Annotated in this window: 18 protein-coding genes; 4 read left to right on the top strand and 14 right to left on the bottom strand. The window is 43.9% G+C overall.

Going from position 1 to position 20,308, the window contains the following annotated elements:
- Positions 1 to 7: 7 nt before the first annotated feature.
- Together M2444_RS30610 and M2444_RS30605 are read right to left on the bottom strand one after the other, a co-directional pair.
- Positions 8 to 1,153: a cysteine desulfurase family protein gene (locus M2444_RS30610; RefSeq protein ID WP_280788899.1), complete on the bottom strand. Its 1,146-nt coding sequence runs from the start codon at positions 1,151 to 1,153 to the stop codon at positions 8 to 10.
- Positions 1,154 to 1,384: 231 nt separating this feature from the next.
- Entirely contained in the window at positions 1,385 to 1,834 is a 450-nt protein-coding gene (locus M2444_RS30605; RefSeq protein ID WP_094873709.1) for a 2-thiouracil desulfurase family protein, read from the bottom strand.
- A 125-nt stretch (positions 1,835 to 1,959) separates the two neighbouring features.
- Between M2444_RS30605 and M2444_RS30600 the strand changes: the two genes are divergently transcribed.
- On the top strand, positions 1,960 to 2,634 hold the full coding sequence (locus M2444_RS30600) for an SOS response-associated peptidase (RefSeq protein WP_094877940.1): 675 nt from the start codon (positions 1,960 to 1,962) through the stop codon (positions 2,632 to 2,634).
- 123 nt (positions 2,635 to 2,757) lie between these two features.
- On the opposite strand, the gene M2444_RS30595 is transcribed toward M2444_RS30600, so the two are convergent.
- The 3 genes from M2444_RS30595 to M2444_RS30585 form a co-directional block, all read right to left on the bottom strand.
- On the bottom strand, positions 2,758 to 3,855 hold the full coding sequence (locus M2444_RS30595) for a glycosyltransferase family 4 protein (RefSeq protein ID WP_280788898.1): 1,098 nt from the start codon (positions 3,853 to 3,855) through the stop codon (positions 2,758 to 2,760).
- Between the two features lie 25 nt (positions 3,856 to 3,880).
- Positions 3,881 to 5,089 carry a glycosyltransferase gene (locus M2444_RS30590; RefSeq protein ID WP_280788897.1) on the bottom strand — a complete coding sequence of 403 codons (1,209 nt, stop codon included), beginning with the start codon at positions 5,087 to 5,089 and terminating at the stop codon, positions 3,881 to 3,883.
- 152 nt (positions 5,090 to 5,241) lie between these two features.
- The gene (locus M2444_RS30585) at positions 5,242 to 5,616 is read right to left on the bottom strand and encodes a hypothetical protein (RefSeq protein ID WP_280788896.1); all 375 of its coding nucleotides are present in this window, start codon (positions 5,614 to 5,616) and stop codon (positions 5,242 to 5,244) included.
- 200 nt (positions 5,617 to 5,816) lie between these two features.
- Between M2444_RS30585 and M2444_RS30580 the strand changes: the two genes are divergently transcribed.
- Both M2444_RS30580 and M2444_RS30575 read left to right on the top strand, forming a co-directional pair.
- Entirely contained in the window at positions 5,817 to 6,182 is a 366-nt protein-coding gene (locus M2444_RS30580; protein ID WP_094873693.1) for a hypothetical protein, read from the top strand.
- A 33-nt stretch (positions 6,183 to 6,215) separates the two neighbouring features.
- The gene (locus M2444_RS30575; RefSeq protein ID WP_094873691.1) at positions 6,216 to 7,433 is read left to right on the top strand and encodes a sialidase family protein; all 1,218 of its coding nucleotides are present in this window, start codon (positions 6,216 to 6,218) and stop codon (positions 7,431 to 7,433) included.
- A gap of 67 nt (positions 7,434 to 7,500) precedes the next feature.
- Here M2444_RS30575 and cymR read toward each other — a convergent pair whose 3' ends face one another.
- The gene (gene cymR / locus M2444_RS30570; protein WP_042191066.1) at positions 7,501 to 7,920 is read right to left on the bottom strand and encodes a cysteine metabolism transcriptional regulator CymR; all 420 of its coding nucleotides are present in this window, start codon (positions 7,918 to 7,920) and stop codon (positions 7,501 to 7,503) included.
- A 292-nt stretch (positions 7,921 to 8,212) separates the two neighbouring features.
- Here cymR and mnmA point away from each other — a divergent pair, with 292 nt between their 5' ends.
- On the top strand, positions 8,213 to 9,334 hold the full coding sequence (mnmA, locus tag M2444_RS30565; protein ID WP_280788904.1) for a tRNA 2-thiouridine(34) synthase MnmA: 1,122 nt from the start codon (positions 8,213 to 8,215) through the stop codon (positions 9,332 to 9,334).
- 408 nt (positions 9,335 to 9,742) lie between these two features.
- On the opposite strand, the gene M2444_RS30560 is transcribed toward mnmA, so the two are convergent.
- The 8 genes from M2444_RS30560 to M2444_RS30525 all read right to left on the bottom strand — a co-directional run bounded on the left by M2444_RS30560 (position 9,743) and on the right by M2444_RS30525 (position 20,234).
- Positions 9,743 to 11,590: an oligopeptide ABC transporter substrate-binding protein gene (locus tag M2444_RS30560; RefSeq protein ID WP_280788895.1), complete on the bottom strand. Its 1,848-nt coding sequence runs from the start codon at positions 11,588 to 11,590 to the stop codon at positions 9,743 to 9,745.
- 19 nt (positions 11,591 to 11,609) lie between these two features.
- Positions 11,610 to 12,515, bottom strand: coding sequence for an ABC transporter permease (locus tag M2444_RS30555; protein WP_280788894.1), 906 nt, complete (start codon positions 12,513 to 12,515; stop codon positions 11,610 to 11,612).
- Between the two features lie 27 nt (positions 12,516 to 12,542).
- Complete coding sequence (opp4B, locus tag M2444_RS30550) at positions 12,543 to 13,505, bottom strand: oligopeptide ABC transporter permease (RefSeq protein ID WP_076284831.1); 963 nt, start codon at positions 13,503 to 13,505, stop codon at positions 12,543 to 12,545.
- A gap of 4 nt (positions 13,506 to 13,509) precedes the next feature.
- Complete coding sequence (locus M2444_RS30545; RefSeq protein ID WP_094873687.1) at positions 13,510 to 14,445, bottom strand: ABC transporter ATP-binding protein; 936 nt, start codon at positions 14,443 to 14,445, stop codon at positions 13,510 to 13,512.
- The gene (locus M2444_RS30540) at positions 14,432 to 15,448 is read right to left on the bottom strand and encodes an ABC transporter ATP-binding protein (protein WP_094873685.1); all 1,017 of its coding nucleotides are present in this window, start codon (positions 15,446 to 15,448) and stop codon (positions 14,432 to 14,434) included. The genes M2444_RS30545 and M2444_RS30540 overlap by 14 nt, the downstream gene beginning before the upstream one ends.
- Positions 15,449 to 15,825: 377 nt before the next feature.
- The gene (locus M2444_RS30535; protein WP_094873683.1) at positions 15,826 to 17,130 is read right to left on the bottom strand and encodes a replication-associated recombination protein A; all 1,305 of its coding nucleotides are present in this window, start codon (positions 17,128 to 17,130) and stop codon (positions 15,826 to 15,828) included.
- A 241-nt stretch (positions 17,131 to 17,371) separates the two neighbouring features.
- The gene (locus M2444_RS30530; protein ID WP_042191081.1) at positions 17,372 to 17,653 is read right to left on the bottom strand and encodes a CD3324 family protein; all 282 of its coding nucleotides are present in this window, start codon (positions 17,651 to 17,653) and stop codon (positions 17,372 to 17,374) included.
- 391 nt (positions 17,654 to 18,044) lie between these two features.
- A complete protein-coding gene (locus M2444_RS30525) occupies positions 18,045 to 20,234 on the bottom strand; it encodes a HelD family protein (protein WP_094877948.1) in 2,190 nt (729 codons plus the stop codon).
- Between the last annotated feature and the right edge of the window lie 74 nt (positions 20,235 to 20,308).

Here is a 20,308-nt window from a genome sequence, read left to right as displayed (position 1 = left end):
ACTAGTCTCATTTACGTAGGCGATTCAAAATGGTTTCAACTTTTCGAGCAACGTACTCGATTTCTTCAGTAGTATTACCCAAACCAATACTAAATCGAATCGCAGACTCTAAAATATTTTGAGGAAGTCCCATTGCTTTCAGAACATGAGATATTTCCAGGGATCCTGAGGTGCAAGCTGAACCGCTTGCTGCCGCAATTCCCTCCATATCCAGGTTCATCAGCATAACATCTGTCCCAGCCCCTGGGAAGCTCAAATTCAGAATACTAGGCAAAAACTCCTCGGTATTACCGTTAAGCGAGTAACGCTCCCGTCCAATCAGAGTATTCAGCTCCTCGAGCAGTCTACTGCGCAGGAGCTTCATATTCTGTTGACGTTCTGACAGCCCCTTAACCGCTATTTCAACGGCTTTGGCAAACCCAGCTGCTCCGGCTAGATTCTCTGTTCCGGCACGTCTGCCGCGCTCCTGAAGGCCGCCATGAAGTCTTGGATGCAGTGGCGCTCCGCTTCGAACGTATAAACCACCGATCCCTTGAGGCCCGTTGATCTTATGAGCAGTAAAGCTCATGTAATCTACTGGAAGCTCCCGCAATGTAATTGGAAGGGCACCAAGTGCTTGTACAGCATCTACATGGAACAGAATACCCCGTTCTTTGGCAAGCTGACCAATCTCCTGGATGGGCTGAACGGTGCCGACCTCATTGTTGGCATACATTACGCTGATCAACACCGTGTCTTCCTGCAATACAGCCTCTATGTCTGTAACAGATACCCTGCCCGTCGAATCCACAGGAAGATAGGTAACTTTGAAGCCTTCCTTCTCTAGCTCTTCGCAGGTATGTAACACTGCATGATGCTCGATCTGGGTGGTGATAATATGTTTTCCTTTATGGGAAACTGCAGCTGCTGCTCCATAGAGCGCTAAATTATCGCTCTCGGTGCCGCCTCCAGTGAACACCCACTCGTCAGGTGAACAGCCCAAAAAGGCGGCGATATTATCGCGCGCCCCGTTCAATATTCTTTTAGCTGAACGCCCGAACTGATGTACACTAGATGCATTTCCGTATTGTTCTGTCATTATATTCAGCATGACCTTAGCCACCTCGGGATGAACCGGAGTTGATGCGGCGTGGTCCAAATAGATGGATTTCATATTCATTTCTCCGCTTCTAGAGTATAGGAAACTAGTTCTTCTAAGTATATAAGAAGGCATAAGTTTCACCTTATACATTATTCTTATAATTCTCGCTTAAAACGCTAACCGTCCTTAAAAGGACGCCGAAGACGTTTATACTTGCAACTATTAAATTATACCGCGCGAGAAGTGAGTTTTCCACAAGCGAAAGAACACAATATTGTAATCATTTCCCTATGAAAGCTAGGATTATAATAGCCAGTTCTCTTCAGAAGTTACCTCAATGCCATTTTTTCTAAGTAAAGCTGTAGTAACGCCATTTCCCGCTATTTTCTTACCTTTGAATTCCCCATTATAAATCATACTGCTGCCGCAAGAAGGACTGTTTTCTTTAAGCACTACCATCGTAGCTGATACCTCTTGGGCTTTTGCAAGTGTGATATAAGCACCCTCTAAATACATATCTGTAACATCTGTACCTGATCGATCCACTACTTTAGCCGTTCCTGCCAGCACATCCTCGCCATTCCCACCAATGATTTCAGCTGGTTCTCTAGGCGTTGCGAATCCTCCCAGCAATTCTGGACACACAGCAATAGCTTGATTCTCATTCAAAAGCTTCTGAATTTTCTCATCCAAACAATCCGTACCATTATATCTCACCTTCATGCCAGCTAGACAAGAGCTTACCAAAATCACCAATGAGCACCTCTTTCTTCATTCATTCCGCTTCGTTTATAATAAGAAATATTCCGAGCATAACATGATGAAATTAAGCTGTAAACGGAGTGAACTTCTAATCTACTGACTAGGGAGTGTAAATCATGTGCGGACGCTATACAATAACCGTCACTATGGAAGAGTTGATGGTCAGATATTTTGCGAATGATTCAACCATTATCCACTATGCCCCTAAATATAACGCCGCGCCCATGCAGCAAATTCCGGCAGTCATTCATACAGGCTCCAGCAATAAGCTTGGGGAACTTCGTTGGGGTCTGGTTCCTTCATGGGCAAAGGATGACAAAATCGGCAGTAAAATGATCAATGCACGGGCAGAATCACTACTGGAGAAGCCTTCTTTCAAGCGCTTAGTAAGCTCACGCCGCTGCATTATCCCTTCTGATGGCTTCTACGAATGGAAGGTGCAAGGTAGCAACAAACAACCCATGCGGATCGTGATGCGCGATGGGGGGATTTTCTCCATGGCCGGATTATATGATATTTGGATGGACCCTGAGGGTAATAAACTAAGTACCTGCACGATTATAACGACTACTCCGAACGATCTAATGGCTGAAATCCATAACCGCATGCCGGTTATTTTGAAGCCTGAGGATGAGGCAGAATGGCTGGATCGGGGCAATCAGGACATTACCTCTCTAATAAAGCTCCTGAAACCGTATGATCAACAACTAATGAGAACCTATCCAGTTTCCCCGGCTGTCGGAAATGTTAGGAATGATACTGAGGAATTAATTGAAGAGGCACAAGCATAAACGCCTTTGGCGTCCTTATGAGGATGGTAAGTGTTTATGCGAGAAATAGAGGATAATTTATAACGTAAGCATATAAATTTTTATATTTAAAAAACATCTTAACCCTGCGGCTTAACCGCAGAGTTAAGACCATCGACGCTCGATCTTAGACCGGCGTCTGATCAATTGATGAGCCATCTGGAGAAATCTATCCGCATACAGCCCGGAGGAAAGATTGTTTCGGATATGCCATTCGCCATTCATCCTAATTCTGTCCCGCAGTGCAGGATCATGCATTAAAGATAAAGCAGCATTCACAGCTTCATCCAGCTGCCCTCTTGTGTATATTTTTCCAGTATGATTATTAATGACAAGTCTCCGAATGCCATCCGAATCCGTAGTAAGAACAGGACAACGACACAACATCGCCTCGGCTACGGCGTACCCAAATCCCTCGAGAATAGAGGTGGAACAGAGCAATCCTCCTGAGTCACCAATAATGCTCATATAATCTGCTATTTGCCCATGAGGAACATTGGAATACGAAATCAAACGTGAAGAAATCCCTGTCTCGGCTACAAATTGTTCGAAACTCTCTTTTTGCTCCGGCTCAAACAACGTATCATCCTGAAAAATCCATAAATAAAGCTCGGGGTGGATCGCCAGCAGCCGTTGTCCGATTTGTAGAAACTCTCTCCAGTTCTTATTCGTTTGAATTCGTCCTACCCAGCCGAGGATAGGAAAGCTTTTGGCGGGATAATTGGTATATCCAAACTGATCGCAATCGATCGGATTGTCAAAGCAATATTGAGAAATGGATGGGAATCCACCTTTGAAAAGCGTCTGCAAATGGGTCGTTTCTGGATAGAGCAGCGCATCGGTTAGCTTGTGAATCCGCTCATTAAAATTACTAATAACTTGCTCCGCTTCATCTAACGTCCCCAATCCCTGCACCTCAAAAACAAGCGGCCCCTTGTAACCAAACCCTCTGAACCTCTCCGCTAAGTAAATATCCGTACACACTACAATCAAGTCAAAAGCTTCTCGAGTGAGTAGTCCCCTGAGCTCGTCATCATTATTGGTAATATAGGTTTGAATATTAGGGATATTTTGTTGCCCTTTCCCAGGGTGTGTGTACAACAAATGACACTCTACACCGCGATCATGTAATGCTTGGCAGCGCACTCGGTTCAGGGTTTGCATGCCGCCGCTCGGGTTGAAGAAGGTGAACAAAATCTTCATTACGATCACTCATTCACATATTATTTTAGGAAAAATGGATTTTCAACAAATCATACAAATCTGTGCTTCGAAACAGCTCATTATAGTAGTGAGTTTTGGTCGATGGGACATGTCTATGCCGGAATCCAATCAAGCTATGATCATCCGTATAATAATTGGAGATCGTGTCTCCACCGGTAGTAACCAAAGCCTCCAGCATGTATTCAATATCGAGAGCTCCTATGAAAATTTTGGGACCTAAAACTATCGTGTAGGGAGTGGACAAGTGCTCTAGCGCTCCACAAATCGCGTGCGACTCCACAACTCCTGGCATGTAAACAAACTCAGTTGCAGGATGAGGGATTGAACCAATTAGAGCAGATGGTTGACCCGTAAGTGATAAATCCAGCACCCGGCACTCATAATTGCTATACGTCTGTTCATACAAATTCTCTATCCTCGCTATTTCCTCCGCACCAGCATTTACTACAGGAAATAAAACGGTAATCATGGGAGGAATCCCTCTACGGAATCGCGCCTGATGGCGGGTCAAGTGGTACGAATATCTCCATCTCCGATGATTTTCAGTGGAATGTAACTGTGCAGATACACTAAAGGTAGAGTCCACACGATAATTCACCAGCTCCACGGGGATAAAGCGAATATCACAATGTTCAGCAAGTCTAAGCCAGTAATCATAATCCTCCACCGGCTCCATTCCGTACCCCCCAACAAGCTTCGCAACCTGCGATTTGTACATGAATGAAACACCAATAAGCGAGTAATCCAGCAATCTCTCTTTGGGCTGTGACTGGTAATTTCGCTGAGTAGCTAGTTGATGTTCGTTATGAAGCAGGTTTCCCTCGTTATCTATACTTTGAAAAGAACTATACACGATTCCTAGCTCTTGCGGCCCCTTCACTAGTGCCCCTCGAAGGATTTCGAGAAAACGGGGTTCATAAACATTATCGCTGGAGACCCAACTCAAATACTGAATACTGGGTTCGCTAAATAAAAGCTCAAAGCCCGTATTGAGCGCATATGCAATACCCCTGTTCTGTACATATGGGATAATAGTTACCCTTGGATCCTCGGCAATTATAGATCTCACAAGCGGTTCCATTTCTGGCGCACCATCAATTACAATGATTAGTCGAAATTCGGTGAAGGTTTGGCGCAGAACAGACTCCAGAGCTTGCCGGAGGAATTCCGGCTTTTGGGTATACAAAGGCATAACTACTCCTACATCCGCCATTATTTTTACCTCTCTCTACATTGGAGTATAAAATTAGTATATTTAAATTCCACCTTTGTGCCTGTGTGAATGCCTCTACGAGCTTTTATTGCGCCTAAAAAAAAGCAACCACCTGTTTCTATCGGTGATTGCTTCTTGATTTCCAAAATCACTTATACAGGTATAGAAAGTGCGGAAATCTGCGTTAATTCAGATTGAAGCACTCTCTGATCGGTAACGAGATTTCCGAACTCGTCCAATCCATACACGGAACATACTACATTTGCTAATGGAAAAGAGGTATCTATCTGAACCTCATATGCGACATTACCTGCAATGAAGAACTCTCTGATATCAGAACTCATTGCTGGAACATAATAACCAGTGACATAAAGCGGGGTAAGCGCAAGCGTTGAATACGGAACACCGAAGACCTCGACAATTATCATTGCATTCGCATTACTTGTGTTACGAACACTGACCACTACATTACTTGCTGCAGTACCAGTTGCTCTCGTATTCGTAATAAGACCTGTTGTATAAGGCATTTCCTCACTCCTCCTCTTGGGATACTATCAACTTATTCAATCGGAAGCAGATAGTTGTGAGGCAGGAAGACTGGGGGATTCATGGAATAATAGCATACCTCTCACATTTCCAATTTCCGCCATTTTTCTGATTCCCTTGTCCAAACACAACGAATCTTAATTCATATATATATATCAAACTAATAGAAGAGGTGAAGCTCATGGCAACAACAACAGGCATCATTACGAACACAGGGACTACCCCCGCATCCAATCTGATCATTAACATCGACAATGACAACCTTAGTTTTTCATCTAACGTAGTCTATCACGTTTACGTATGGAATACTTTGGTTAGTAAGGCTTTAGTCTACTCCAGCTCATTGAATGTTAATGCTAACACCAGCCAGTTACTCGCTTTTAATATCGCAGGCAATTCAGCTTATGAAGTCCAATTTCTCGTAACTGGAAACGCACCGGCAGACACGATTATCACGGTATTCGGAACGGATTCGTCAGGAAACGTCATCCCTCATCAAAGAGTGCTGCAATCCGAACTTACTTTCATTGCTCAGCTGAACCCGTAAGTAACGAAAACTCTATTACGAAAGGAACTTTGTATGGTTAATATTCAACTTTCGCCGAGCACAAGCGCTCAATTCGAGCCCACCATCGCGGTAAATTGGCTTAATCCTTCGGTTATGGTCGCCGTAGCTGTAGATCTTCGAGCAGGCCCTCCCAATATAGGTTTGTACAAATCTATTGACGCAGGTGCCACTTGGACAACAACGTTATTACCGTTACCGGTAGGATTTGCTGGCATCGAAGCACCACATATTGATTATATTTTTCCGACCACCTTCGTAGTATTGGCTCATGCCTTCGATTCAGACGGTCTCAGCGGGTCGATTGTTTCCTACACTTCTGTCGACAACGCCTCTTCATTCAGTCCACCAGTCATCGTGAATCAAGGATTTGGACAGTTTGTGAATGATGATCAGGTGGTCGTTGTCACCGACAAGGCTGGATCAAGTCCCTTTTTTGGAAATGTTTATACTGGTTATACGCATGATTACAACACACAATTCATACCAGGAAATACGATATTCTTCAATCGTTCCCTAGATAGCGGTAATACTTATTTCAGTCCCGCCCTGCTGTCTTCAGTCGAAGAATTTGAAGAATTTCCCGGTATAGCCATTACATTAAATGGGATTGTTGTCGTGGGATGGATCAATCAGCCTCCCGGTAATACTGATCTTAAAATTCGCACCTCCCCAGACGGCGGGGTCACTTTCACCCCAGAAACGATGGTCGCCAGTGTTGTAGTCCCACCAGATCCATTGCCGGGATATACATTTAGATGTCTGACATACCCTTCCCTCGCAGCGGATATTTCTAATGCCCCGACGACGCAAGGTAATGTCTATGCTGTATGGCAAGATTTTCGAGAAGGTTATTCCGATATTTTCCTTGCTACTTCCACGAATTTTGGTGTGGATTGGGGTACACCAATCTCCATTACGGGCAGTCCAGCAGGCTCCCAAAACTTTTTCCCAGCCATCACCGTGTCCCCTGCGGATGGTGCAATATTCGTTACTTATTACACTAATCGAGTCAATCCCCTCAACCTTGATGTTTATCTAGCTACATCTAGAGATGGAGGGATGACGTATACAAACACCCGTATAACGACAACTTCCTTTGACGTCACCGGCATTCCCCTGATTGGGGACTACATCGGCAATGCCATTGTCCCCCAAACAGGCCGTCTAGTGAGCGTATGGACAGACACGCGGACTGGTACAGAGAACATCTGGTTTGGTGATAATCAATAAGCTCTAATAAACTTAAAAAAGCCCCCAAAAGGGGGCTTTTTTAAGTTTATTATTCCATGTGAAATACCTAGATGTAGAACATATAGTTGTCCGCCAAGCTCTCTTCTTTATAATTAATCAAGTCATGAAGAGTCGTGGAATCTAGTACATCAGCGATGCTATCGCGAATACGCAACCATAAATCGCGTTTTGCTGCATCATCTTCTTCAGTAAAATCTACTGGAGAAATTGGGCCCTCTAGCACACGAATGATGTCCCCCGCTGTGATAGCACTAGCCTCACGAGATAAAATGTATCCACCGTACGCACCACGAATACTTTTTACAAGTCCTGCGTTACGAAGAGGAGCAATTAGCTGCTCCAGATAGTGTTCAGAAAGTCCATTTTTCTCAGCAATACTCTTAAGTGAGGTCGGTCCTTCACCAAATTTCAGTGCAAGCTCCATCATAATTGTTAGTCCGTAACGTCCTTTGGTTGATATTTTCAAAGGGGCACCTCTTTCGGTTTAGTTTCTAGTTATTGTATACTATTGATTCGGTAAGTCATGCGTTTGTCATATCAAGGTATTCCGATGATTACTCTTAGTTTATGTTATCATATTCGAAGTCACAAATGAAATGGAAAACGAAACAATTTGCGAGAATGTTCACCCCTGGTGGACATTTTTCTATTCCCAGCCTCTTAATTTAGGGTTTACTGTAGACAGGTATGTTATAATACTTTTTGAGCCGGGTGTTCCATGAATGACCGGTATTTTGGGTACAGAAATGGTGATTACGATGACAAAAGCAAAACAAGACACCCGTGTCGTCGTCGGCATGTCTGGAGGGGTCGATTCCTCCGTCACGGCGCTTCTGCTCAAGCAGCAGGGCTATGACGTCATCGGCATCTTCATGAAGAACTGGGACGATACCGACGAATTCGGAGTATGTACAGCCGAAAGCGATGCGGAGGATGTTCGCCGCGTTTGCGAGCAGATTGATATTCCTTACTATACCGTTAATTTCGAGAAGGAATACTTCGATAAAGTATTTTCTTATTTCCTCGATGAATATAAGGCTGGTCGGACGCCGAATCCTGACGTCATGTGCAACAGAGAGATTAAGTTCGGAGAGTTCCTGAACAAAGCCCTTCAGCTTGGCGCCGATTATGTAGCGACTGGGCATTATGCACGTGTTGTAGAAGAAGATGGAGTGTACAAGCTACTTCGCGGTGTAGACAACAATAAAGATCAGACCTATTTTTTGAATGCGCTGGGACAGTATCAACTCTCTAAAGCAATGTTCCCGATTGGTCATCTTCCGAAACCGGAAGTTCGGAGAATTGCCGAAGAAGCCGGACTTTATACTGCCAAGAAAAAAGACAGCACAGGCGTTTGCTTCATCGGTGAGCGTAACTTCCGCGAATTCCTCAGCCAGTATCTTCCAGCACAATCGGGTGATATGATAGATATAACCACTGGAGAAATCAAAGGCCGCCACGAAGGACTGATGTACTATACATTAGGTCAACGCCAAGGCCTTGGCATTGGTGGCTCCGGTAATGGCGAACCTTGGTTTGTAGCCGAAAAAGACCTTAGCCGCAACATTCTTTATGTAGTTCAAGGAGACAAGCACCACAGCCTGTACTCCACTAGTCTGATTGCCTCCGGTGTAAACTGGATTAACGGACAAGAGCTAGGTCTTGAGCCGCTAAAATGCACCGCCAAATTCCGCTATCGCCAGCCTGATCAAGGCGTGACCCTTACAGCACGGGAAGACGGAACGATAAACGTAGACTTTGATGTTCCACAAAAAGCGATAACGCCTGGCCAAGCCGTTGTCTTCTACCTCGGGGAGCAATGTCTCGGTGGCGGTACGATCGAATATGCTGAAAAGGTTGTTCCTTCAGCGCAAGCTTAAATTGTATTCTATACAACTGCATCAACTCTAACATACGTAGACCTGAGAAATAGCTGTATTTGATACAGCTATTTCTTTGTTTTGAGAATCCCTTTACGATTTAGTTGTAGTATGTACAGTTAAAATCATCCGATATCCCTTATTTATCTTCACATCCGGAAAATAGATGTATGAAGTACAGTTATATTACCTTTGCAGTTCTAGAGTGAGGTTTTAGTTGTACAAAGTACAATTAGCCAGCTTCAGAGCGGAGAAATAGCTAAGAGACATTTAAAAAGAAAGATAAAAGATAAAAGATAAAAGATAAAAGATGAAAGATGAAACAAGAAACGAAACACCAAACAGAATACATAAAAAACAGCAGTTCAGGAAGCTCTCCCTGAACTGCTGTTTTGTGTTATTTCTTTATTACTGAGCTACTATAGCTTTGTCTGCAGAAACTGCGATGTCATTATAATAAAGTCCAGTTCCATCACCAATCGCAAAGTTAAGAACACGGTTATTTACCGGAGCTAATACTGCACGATAAAGCGTAGGGAAAACTGGGATCTCATTCACCATAAGCTGTTGCCATTCTTTATAGATCTCTTTACGTTTGTCTACATCAAATGCAGCTTCGGAAACCCCTTCGGCGAGCAAACGATCATTCTCTGCACTTGCATAACGAGGGAAGTTATAGATCGCATCTTTACCGTATAGACCTGATGGGTCGACGTCAATCCCTACACCCCAAGCGCCTTGGTACACATCAACTGTAGGATCATCCTCACCATTTTGACCAATGCGATCATAGAAGGTATTAAACTCTACCATTTCCAAAGTTACATTCAGACCAATCGCTTTCCAGGATTGTACATAATATTGAGCCAGCGGTTCAGCAATATCTCCACCAGTCATTGAAATGAAATTAATCTTCAGCTCACTGCCATCTGGATTCGTTCTAAATTCACCGTTAAGTTTGTAACCAGCGTCATCGAGGATCTTCTTAGCTGCTTCTGGATCATACGCTACACCTGGATTGGAAGCATCATGGAATTCAGGATGGGACGGCGGGATCAGCGTAGTCGCATTCCAGCGCAGACCGTTATAGAATTTTTTACCGACTGTATCATTATCTACAGCAGCCCACATGGCTTTACGCAGGTTCACATCAGCCATTTTAGCTTTAGGATCGGTAGCAACAACTTTTTTCTCTGCATCCCATTTCCCCAGTTTAAATCCAATATACGTATAAGCACGGTCAATCGCACCTAGGAATTCAACGTTTGACATTTTTGCATTATCCGGGAATTGATCAACAGGGAACGCATCCACCAAGTCAACGCCGCCAGATTTCAATTCTTGCACAATCGTTGTAGGGTTGATTACCTTTAGAATTACCTTATCCAGTTTAGGAGCTCCACGCCAGTAATCATCATTCTTAACGAATACTACAGATTCACCAGGAACAATGCTTTCCACTTTGAAAGCTCCAAAGCCAATCGGCTTTTGACGTAATTCAGGAGAAGAGGAAATTTTAGCAACATCCATACCACCAAAGATATGTTTGGCTAACGGATAAATCCATACCCCGCCTGTTAACAGAGAAGGTGTAGATTTCAGGTAAGTAATTTGCAGTTTCTTATCACCCAGTACTTTAATACCAGAAATGGTCTTGGCCTTACCAGAGTGGTACTCATCCATACCTTCAATATTGGTAAAGTCAGAACCGTAACGTGGACCATCATATTTCGGGTTACCAATAACTTCATGCGCGAACAACCAATCTTCTGCTGTTACTGGCTTGCCGTCCTGCCAGTTCACATTGTCGCGAATTGTAAAGGTAAAGGTACGTCCATCCTCCGAGACTTCATACGTTGCTGCACCATCATTTGTATATACATAGTCTTTATCCCATGTTAACAAGCCTTCATCAAACCAATTCAACACTTGAGCATCTGGATCTCCGGAATAGAAGTTCCAGTTCAAAGTACCTTCAAAAGGACTATCGGAAACGAGTCCAAAAGTAATCGAGCCTCCATCAATAGCTTCGCCTTGATTTGTCTTAACATTACTGAAATCTTTAATGTTATAAAGTCCGTCTTCTGCTTCTGGTGCTGTAGTAGCCTCTGCGGTTTCCGCAGGTGCACTGGCACTAGGGGCTGCTGTTGACTCAGCCGCTCCGTTGTTATTCTTGGAGCCACAGGCTGCAAGGACAAACAACATTACAAACATTAATGAAACTAGTAGTGCCTTAGAACGGATGGGTTTTCTCATTTAATCATTTCCTCCCTTATTATCCTTTTCTTTGTCTTGCGTCGGTCGCACGTTTAAGCGCTTGACCCACATTATTTATACTCAACATCAATACCAGGATCAGCAGTGATGCGGGTAACCAGATCCACCATCTGAACTCAAGCGTTTGCGGATTTCTCGCATAGCTTACTAGAGTACCCAGACTGGGTGTACTTTCTGGAAAACCAAAACCTAGAAAGGATAGGCCGGATTCCAATCCAATATTAGCTGCCAAATTCAAGGTCATCGTTACGATAATGATTGAGCTTAGGTTCGGCAGCACTTGTGAGAACATAATTTTAAGATTGGAAGAACCTAAGGTCTTCGATGCCTGAACGTAATCCAGTTCCTTCTCTTGTAGCGTTTTAGAACGAATTAACCTGGCAATCCCCATCCATAGAAAGGCAGTCATAATAAAGGAGAAGGTTAACGTATTGTATTTAGGAACTGCACTTACGAAAGCTATAACAATCATTAGAAAGGGTAGAATCATGAAAAAATCTACAACACGCATCGAAATATTATCTATCGTTCCCCCAAAATATCCAGAGAACAAACCTACTAGAATACCGATGATTCCCGTAAAAAAAGTAACCATAAAAGCAATCGACATGGAATTTCGTGTGCCTATAATTAATTGACCGAATACATCCCGCCCTCCATAATCGGTCCCCAGCCAGTGTACAGCCGAAGGCTTCTCATACAGTGCGAACAAGTCAACCGTAACAATCTCTTTTTGATCTAAAAATAAGGAAATCCCATAAACGGCGGCAATAATCGTAAATAGGAAAATCAGTGAGACCAAAGCCAGCTTATCCCGCACGATCTCACGCCAAACAATCCTGAAGCCTGATGGACTTTTATCTGTTTCCTGCAGCATAGCTAACTCTGCGCTTGTCTTTGCCATTTTATTCACCTCAAAGTGTTCATCTTCTTATTTAATCCGGATACGCGGATCTACGATACTTAAGATAATATCTGATAACAACGCACCGACGATGGCAGCAACCCCATATAGAAGAACGAGAGCCGTTACTACGCTGAAATCCCGAATTGTTATCGAACTGAGGAACAACATACCCATACCCGGATAACTAAAGATACTTTCAACGAACACCGTTCCGCCGATCAGTCCAGTAATCTCATATCCGAAAAATGCAGCAATTGGCAGTAAGGAATTTCTCAATATATGTCGATTGTAGACGCGCGACTCCGAAGCACCTTTTGCTCTTGCGGTGAGGATAAAATCTTTTTGTTTCGTATCAATGATCTCATTCCGCAAATATTGTACCGTTCCTACCGTTGCAATTAGAGCCATTGATAAAGCAGGGAGTAGCAAATGGTATAACTTACTCCAGAAGTGGCTTAGCGTGCCCGGAACTTCTCCAGGACTAACACTGCCGCTAGTAGGAAACCAATGAAGATGAAAGCCGAAGAGCCATACCATTAATAGAGCGAAAATAAACAATGGTGCGGCAAAGCCAATATAGGTGTATCCAGTAATGAGCCGGTCCAGCCATGAATCGTTATAACGACCGCTAGTAATACCAAGTGGAATAGCAATGAGGTATGTAAGAATCAGTGTGACAATCGCCAGCCAAAGTGTATTCATGAGGCGTTGACCGATAAGCTCTGATACAGGCATTTTGAAACGGAAGGATTGACCAAAATCCCCTTGTATCGCTTTAGTAATCCAATCCCAGTACTGGATGTACCATGGATCATTTAAGCCTAGCTTTTCTCTCATCGCATCGATAGCCGCAGGATCAATATTTGGATCAAGCATCCCTGATAACGCATCTCCCGGCATCGCCTTCGCCATTAGAAAAACAAGAATACTTAATAGAAATATTTGAGGGATCATAATAAGAATTCTACGAACAATAATCTTCCACATATTCTCAACCTTTCTCAGGCAAGGCTACCAGATGAGTCTCGGAAATAGATTTCAATGGATAAGGCATGCCTTGTTCATCAAAATAATTCCGGTGCGCTTGTTCATATTCCTGACTTACTGATTTTCTAAACTCCGTCTGCTTCTCTCTTTGCTTAGGATCAATATCAGGAATCGCAGCAATTAGACGTTTGGTATAAATATGGCGAGGATTGTCAAAAATATCTTTAGCAGTCCCTTGCTCTACATGTCGTCCTTTATACATAATTCCGATGTGATCGCACATATGTCTGATGATTCCGAGATCATGACTGATAAATAGGAAGGTAAGATTCAGCTCTTTTTGTATATCCTGCATAAAATTGAGCACCTGTGCCTGTACAGAGACATCCAGCGCAGAGACAGGTTCATCCGCAATAATCAACTTCGGTTTGAGCGCAATAGCTCTTGCGATACCGATCCGCTGCCGCTGACCACCTGAGAATTCATGCGGATATTTCAGAATATTCTCAGGGCTTAATCCAACCTGCAACAGCAACTCCTGCACACGTCTTTTTTCTTCCCCCGGAGACATCTTTTCGAAATTACGTAAGGGTTCGGCAATAATATCCAGCACTCGTTTCTTAGGATTCAGGGAAGAGTACGGATCCTGAAAGATCATCTGAATGTCCTTGCGGATATTTTTTTGCTTACGTACACCCTTTGAAGCCAAATCCTGTCCTTCAAAAACCACACTGCCGCTAGTAATAGAATTGAGGCCGATAATTGCACGGCCTGTGGTTGTCTTCCCTGATCCGGATTCACCAACCAAGCCGTAGGTTTTTCCTGCTTCAATAGTAAAACTAACATTATCAACTGCCTTGACTACGCCAATTTCCCTTCGAAAAACCCCGCCGTGGATTGGAAAATGAACTGCTAAATTTTTAACCTCAAGAAGTCCCATTGTAGATTGCCTCCTCGTTAGTATCAGGGAAATGAAAGTTATTATGGCAGGTGCAGCGAACAAAATGCCCAGGGCCTACTTCATGCAGCTGCGGATTTTCCTCATGCTCCCATTCCGGAATCCAAGGTGTTCGGGCCGCGAAACGGCATCCTTTACGCGGAAGATTCTGTAATGGTGGAACAATCCCCTGAATCACGTGAAGTCTGGATTTCTCTTCTTTAACGGTTGGTATGGAGTTCAACAATGATCTTGTATATGGATGCTTCGGATTAGACGTTAACGTATAAATATCTGCGATTTCTACGATTTGCCCCGCGTACATTACCGCAACCCGGTCAGCCATTTCACTCACAACCCCTAGATCATGGGTAATTAAGATAATGCCTGCTTGCATATCGTTTTTTAATTTTTTTATAAGTTCAAGAATTTGCAATTGGATGGTTACATCTAGTGCCGTAGTCGGCTCATCGGCGATCAAAAGCTTGGGGCCATTGGCAATCGCTATAGCAATCACAACCCTCTGCCTCATGCCACCAGATAATTCGTGGGGGTACTGCTGATATGTATGTTCGGGACGGGAGATTCCAACCTTGGTCAAAAGATCAATGACCTTCTCTTTTCTTTGCTTCTTCGAAAGCTTGGAATCATGTAGGATGAGTACTTCTTCAATCTGTGAACCGATAATCATGAGCGGATTTAATGCGGATAAAGGATCTTGAAAAATCATAGACATTTCTTGACCGCGCAGCTTGTTGAGCGCAGCAGGAGACATAGTAACGATATCCTGACCTTTGTATTTGATTTGCCCGTCTATTTTAGCCCTTGTGTGCAATCCCATAATTGAAAAGGCCAGCGCACTTTTTCCAGAACCGGACTCTCCAACAATAGCAAGTATCTCATTTTTACGAACAGACAGGGTAACATCATCTACTGCAGCATAATAGTCATCTTCGATCCTGAACGATGTCGACAAATTTTTGATTTCTAGTAATTCTTCGCTCAAATTAATCCCCCTATCGGCAAGAATTCCAAAATTTACACAATGAAATATTATGTAAATTTTGATATAAACAGCATTCTTTTCATGAAACATATCAAAACATTGACTGTTATGATTATTAACACCATTAAGAATAGTACAAGTACTTCCATCGGAATTAAAACTTGTTTCTCCGTAACTTTGTAGTTCATTTTAATTAACTTATGGTAAATTATCAATCATTTCCTAAAAAAAATTTCAATGCATGTGATTAAAAGTAACGTAGACAACAAAAAAACGGCTCTAGGCCGCCTTTTTTTTAGGAAAAAATATTTTGTATGTCACCTTAAATTTATTTGCTTTTTAGCATTAAAATGGAAAATATCTTAGTTGCTGGTGGACTATTGTTCTCGTCGGAGTCTTTGATTGTGACGGATCTTAATTTCATTTCCTTGCTCGGTCGCTTGATAAAAAATACGCTGAGAAATCTCCTTAGGCAGATACTCCTGTTTCACATAATGCCCCGGAAAATTGTGCGGATATTGATATCCTTCATGCCCTAGTGCAGCAGCACCTTTATAGTGTGTATCACGTAAATGTAGCGGTACCTCGGCAGATTTAATCTCATCCATACTTGCCATTGCATTTGAAATAGCCGTATAGACGGCATTAGACTTTGGACTCTCTACTGCGAAAAGAATGGCTTGCGCAATGTTTAGCTTCGCTTCTGGCCAACCGTTATTTCTATAAGCTTCAAGCGCACTTACCGCTTGGACCATAGCCTGGGGATTAGCTAAGCCAATATCTTCACTGCTCGCTGCTATCAGGCGACGAATAAAAGTCATCGGGTCCATCCCCAATTTCTCTACCGCATATAGAAACCAGAACAAGGCGGCATCACTAGAACCTCGAATGCTTTTGTGAAAAGCAGACAGAACATCATACTGCGTCGATTCATCTGCCTTCACAATGGGGCGCCGAATCGACTCTTCCGCCACCTCCAGCGTGATATGCACACTCCCGTCTACCTCCGGAGCAGTAGTTAACGCTGCTAGTTCCAGAGCATTTAAAGCCCGCCGGATATCTCCATTAGCCATGGTAGCAATATGCAGCAATGCTTCTTCATCGACCTGAAGCTCCATGAATCCAAGCCCTCTATCCTTGTCTGCTAAAGCTCTGCGCATCGCGACCAGACTGTGTTCACTCGTTAGCGCCTCTAGCTGAAACAGGGTAGAACGGCTCATAAGCGCTCCGTTTACGTAATGGAACGGGTTCTCCGTAGTTGCGCCAATAAATGTAATGGTACCTTTTTCTACTGCTGGCAATAGCGCGTCCTGACGTGAACTGTTAAACCGATGTACCTCGTCCAGAAAAAGAATCGTCTTAGAACCGTAAAGTGTTTTATTATTTTGAGCTCGTTCAATGACCTCCCGCACATCCTTTACAGAAGCCTCCACCGCATTCAGGCGTACGAATTCACCTTGTGTGTGATGAGAAATGATATGAGCTAATGTTGTTTTGCCACATCCAGGAGGTCCATAGAGTAAAATCGAAGAGACCTGGTCTGCCTCGATCGCTCTTCGCAACAGCTTCCCCCGGCCTATGATATGTTCTTGACCAATATATTCATCCAGATTCTCCGGTCTCATCCGGTCCGCAAGTAACCGTCCGCCCCCGTTGTCCTCTCCCATAGAAAATAAATCCATAACTCCACTTCCTTGCTATATTCTTATAAAAGACAATGTCATCTCCCATTATCATACCATAGACTTATTTTTCACCAAAAATAAAAAGAGCATGATCTCGTCTTAGAAAGGCGGGAGCCATGCTCTTTTTTCAAAATATAAGAAAGTATAGGTTTCACGCTATACTTTATCCTTATTATTTCTCGCATAACGCTTACCGTCCTTATAGGGACGCCAAAGGCGTTTATGCTTGAATGCTACGCTAGCAATTTATTGCCAGCCTCATTTTTGATATGATTTTTCGAATACTCTCTTCCGACAGATGATACTTCTTCTGAAGCTCTGCTACGGAATCGCCTTTTCGATGACAACTGAAAATTTCCTCATTGCGGTTTGCTATCTCTTTCCTCGAACCGCTGTTCTCGCCCCATCTAACCCGCTCTTCCGTTTTCTTCGGGATGTAGAGCAGTTCACCTTGGATGTATCCCTGAAGCTCTTTGAGCAAGCCAGGGGGGAGCACATCCTTCCCATTTACATAACTCAACTTGCATTTCCTCCTTCAACAGGTGTGTTCCTATGCGTCCGTCAACTACTGATAAAGTAATTTCCACGTCACCTGCCTCCTTTCTTCTCCTCATATTTGGAAAAATCCGTAATTTCATTATATAAAAACCTTTTGGTAGCGTCTACATTCGAATTAATTTTTCATTGTTCTTATGGATTTGTGTGGTACTGTCTATGTTAGTAATAAGGAGGCCTGACGGCCTCCTCGCTTTAAGCAGATTTCCGTCTTAGACGGAAACCACCTCGTATACTGAAATCATTTCAATCAGCCTCCTTCCAGAGTGTTCTTGCCCGGCCGGACACTTATTATTAAGCCATACCTATAGGTTAGTTACAAGACCAAGAACAGTTATAACCATTCTCCACCAGTCTTAATTGCCCTCAGAATCGCTTCCAGCCGCCGTTTGCACATAGGAAGGAACTTCCCCATTATGGAGCAGCCACAGCTCGTGAAGAGCACGTGTACAGCCCACATACATCAACTTTGCGTCCCATGCCGTTGCCCCGTAATGGTCTTGATCGGCATCTGCTAAAATGACCGCATCAAATTCCAAACCTTTAGATAAATACACAGGCAGTACCGATAATCCACCCTGATATTGCGTCATGCTACCGTCGATCAGATGAATATCTTCAAAATGCTGCTCCAGTTCAGCGTACAGCTCTGTAGCTTCACGCAGACTACGTGTTAGCACAGCCACCGTACGATATTCCCTTCCAGACAGGGACTTCAGTGCCGATTGTATAGTGTTCAAACGAGCATTTCGTTCAGCTACCCGTTCTCCGACTATTTCTCCGTCTCCGTAGGTGATCATCCGAACGGGGTCCCCGCTACGAAAGACAGGAACAGCCAACAACGAACTTTCTACTCCCGAGGATAGAATTCCATTTGCGAAGTCTATAATTTCCATGGTTGAACGATAGCTGCGTGTCAGCGCATGATAAGCCGTGTTCTCAGGGGCAAATAAGGCCTGCATCTCTTCCCATGCGTGTACGCCTTTATAGGCATGTATACCCTGCGACAGATCGCCTAGAATGGTAAAGGAATGTCCACGCACGTATAAATCCAGCACTGCAATTTGGAAGGGGGAGAAATCCTGGGCTTCATCGATCACCACATGATCAAAGCGAGTGCCGCCTTCGTTCCCATTCAAAAGATAATAAATATACAACAGAGGCGGTAAATCCTCTTCACGTATGATCCCTTTTTTCAGCCCTTTTGCCGTCTCCTTCAGCACAGCTGCTGGAATATTCTCAGGTGGATCCACCGGCCAATCTTCCGGGACTTTAGCCGCACGAAAGATTTGCTTGTAGATCGTCAGCGGATCATACTTAGGCCATTTTGCACTGTATGATTTTTCTCGCGCAGCACCTTTTTTCTTGCGATCCTTCATAGCTGCAGCTGACGGACTCTTCTTCAGCTCCATCTCAATCCAGCGATGTATCCGTGCCATTACACGTTCCTTACGCTTTGCTGGCGGATAAGGAGCGTACTCCTCATTATGCCAGCGCAAGATCATGGAGCGGCGCAGTACAGCGCCTTCCCATGGGATAAAATCACCCTCAGGTACCGAGCTGCTTTCCAATAGCTTGATACTGGACTCTATTATTCCCATTAACACCGTTGATCCCTTGAAGCGCCCAGGCGTCTCTTCTGTAATCACAGGCATGCCGCCCGGAGTTTCGAACCAACGGTTCATCGTCTCCGTAGCATCTTGCTCTGGAAGCTCCAGACCTAGTACATTTGCAGCCCAATCCGGGAAGGTGCTCTGGGCAATATTTCCTACACCGAGTTCAGGCAGTACATCCGAAATATAATCCAGAAACATTCGGTTCGGTGCAAAAATAATCATTTTTTCTGCAGAGACCTGATCTTTGTATTGATACAGCAGAAAGGCTAACCGGTGTAGTGCAACTGTAGTTTTACCACTTCCCGCTACACCCTGAATGATCAATGCTGTATTTTTGGCGGCACGGATAATCTTGTCCTGTTCTTCCTGAATGGTCGATACGATATCACGGAGACGATTATCTTTGTTCTCACCCAGGCGATAGACAAGAAACTCATCTGACACCACAGGTGCGTCACTCTCCCGGTTGTACGTATCTGCGACCCGCTCCAGAATCTGCTTCCGGATCACCACGTTGCGCTTGAGGTATACCAGTCCTTCTATCAGTCCCTCAGGAGCTTCATAGGAGGCAGGCTCCGTACCACCGGTAAACGAATAGAACAGGCTTGCTACCGGTGCGCGCCAGTCTATGACTAGCGGACGGTCGCTTACCTGCTCGCGGTCTACGCCGATTTTGCCTATATAGAGTGCCTTCCGCTGCTTCTCATCATTGCCCTGAAAATCAAGCCGTCCGAAATAAGGCTCCTGCCGAAGCTTGGCAAGATCTTTGCGCTTCTGATCACGGTTCGCTTCTAACACCTGTTCCGTATAATCGTGTCCCGTGTACACTGGAGTCTGGTTAAGTTTCTCCAGTAAGGTGTCAATCTCAGTAAGCGCTTGATTCAGCCTGTCTTCTTCCTCTTGATAGGCACTTTGAAAGTTGTCTTCCAATTTCAGTTACCTCCTAAAAGTTTATCGAGCTTAAATTTTCATTCTCCTCATTCCCTCTTCTCACGCAAAAAGGA

It is taken from the genome of Paenibacillus sp. PastF-3 (assembly GCF_029893135.1).
GTDB classification, from domain to species: Bacteria; Bacillota; Bacilli; order Paenibacillales; family Paenibacillaceae; genus Paenibacillus_AQ; species Paenibacillus_AQ nitricinens.
This window is presented reverse-complemented; position numbering and strand designations above follow the sequence as displayed.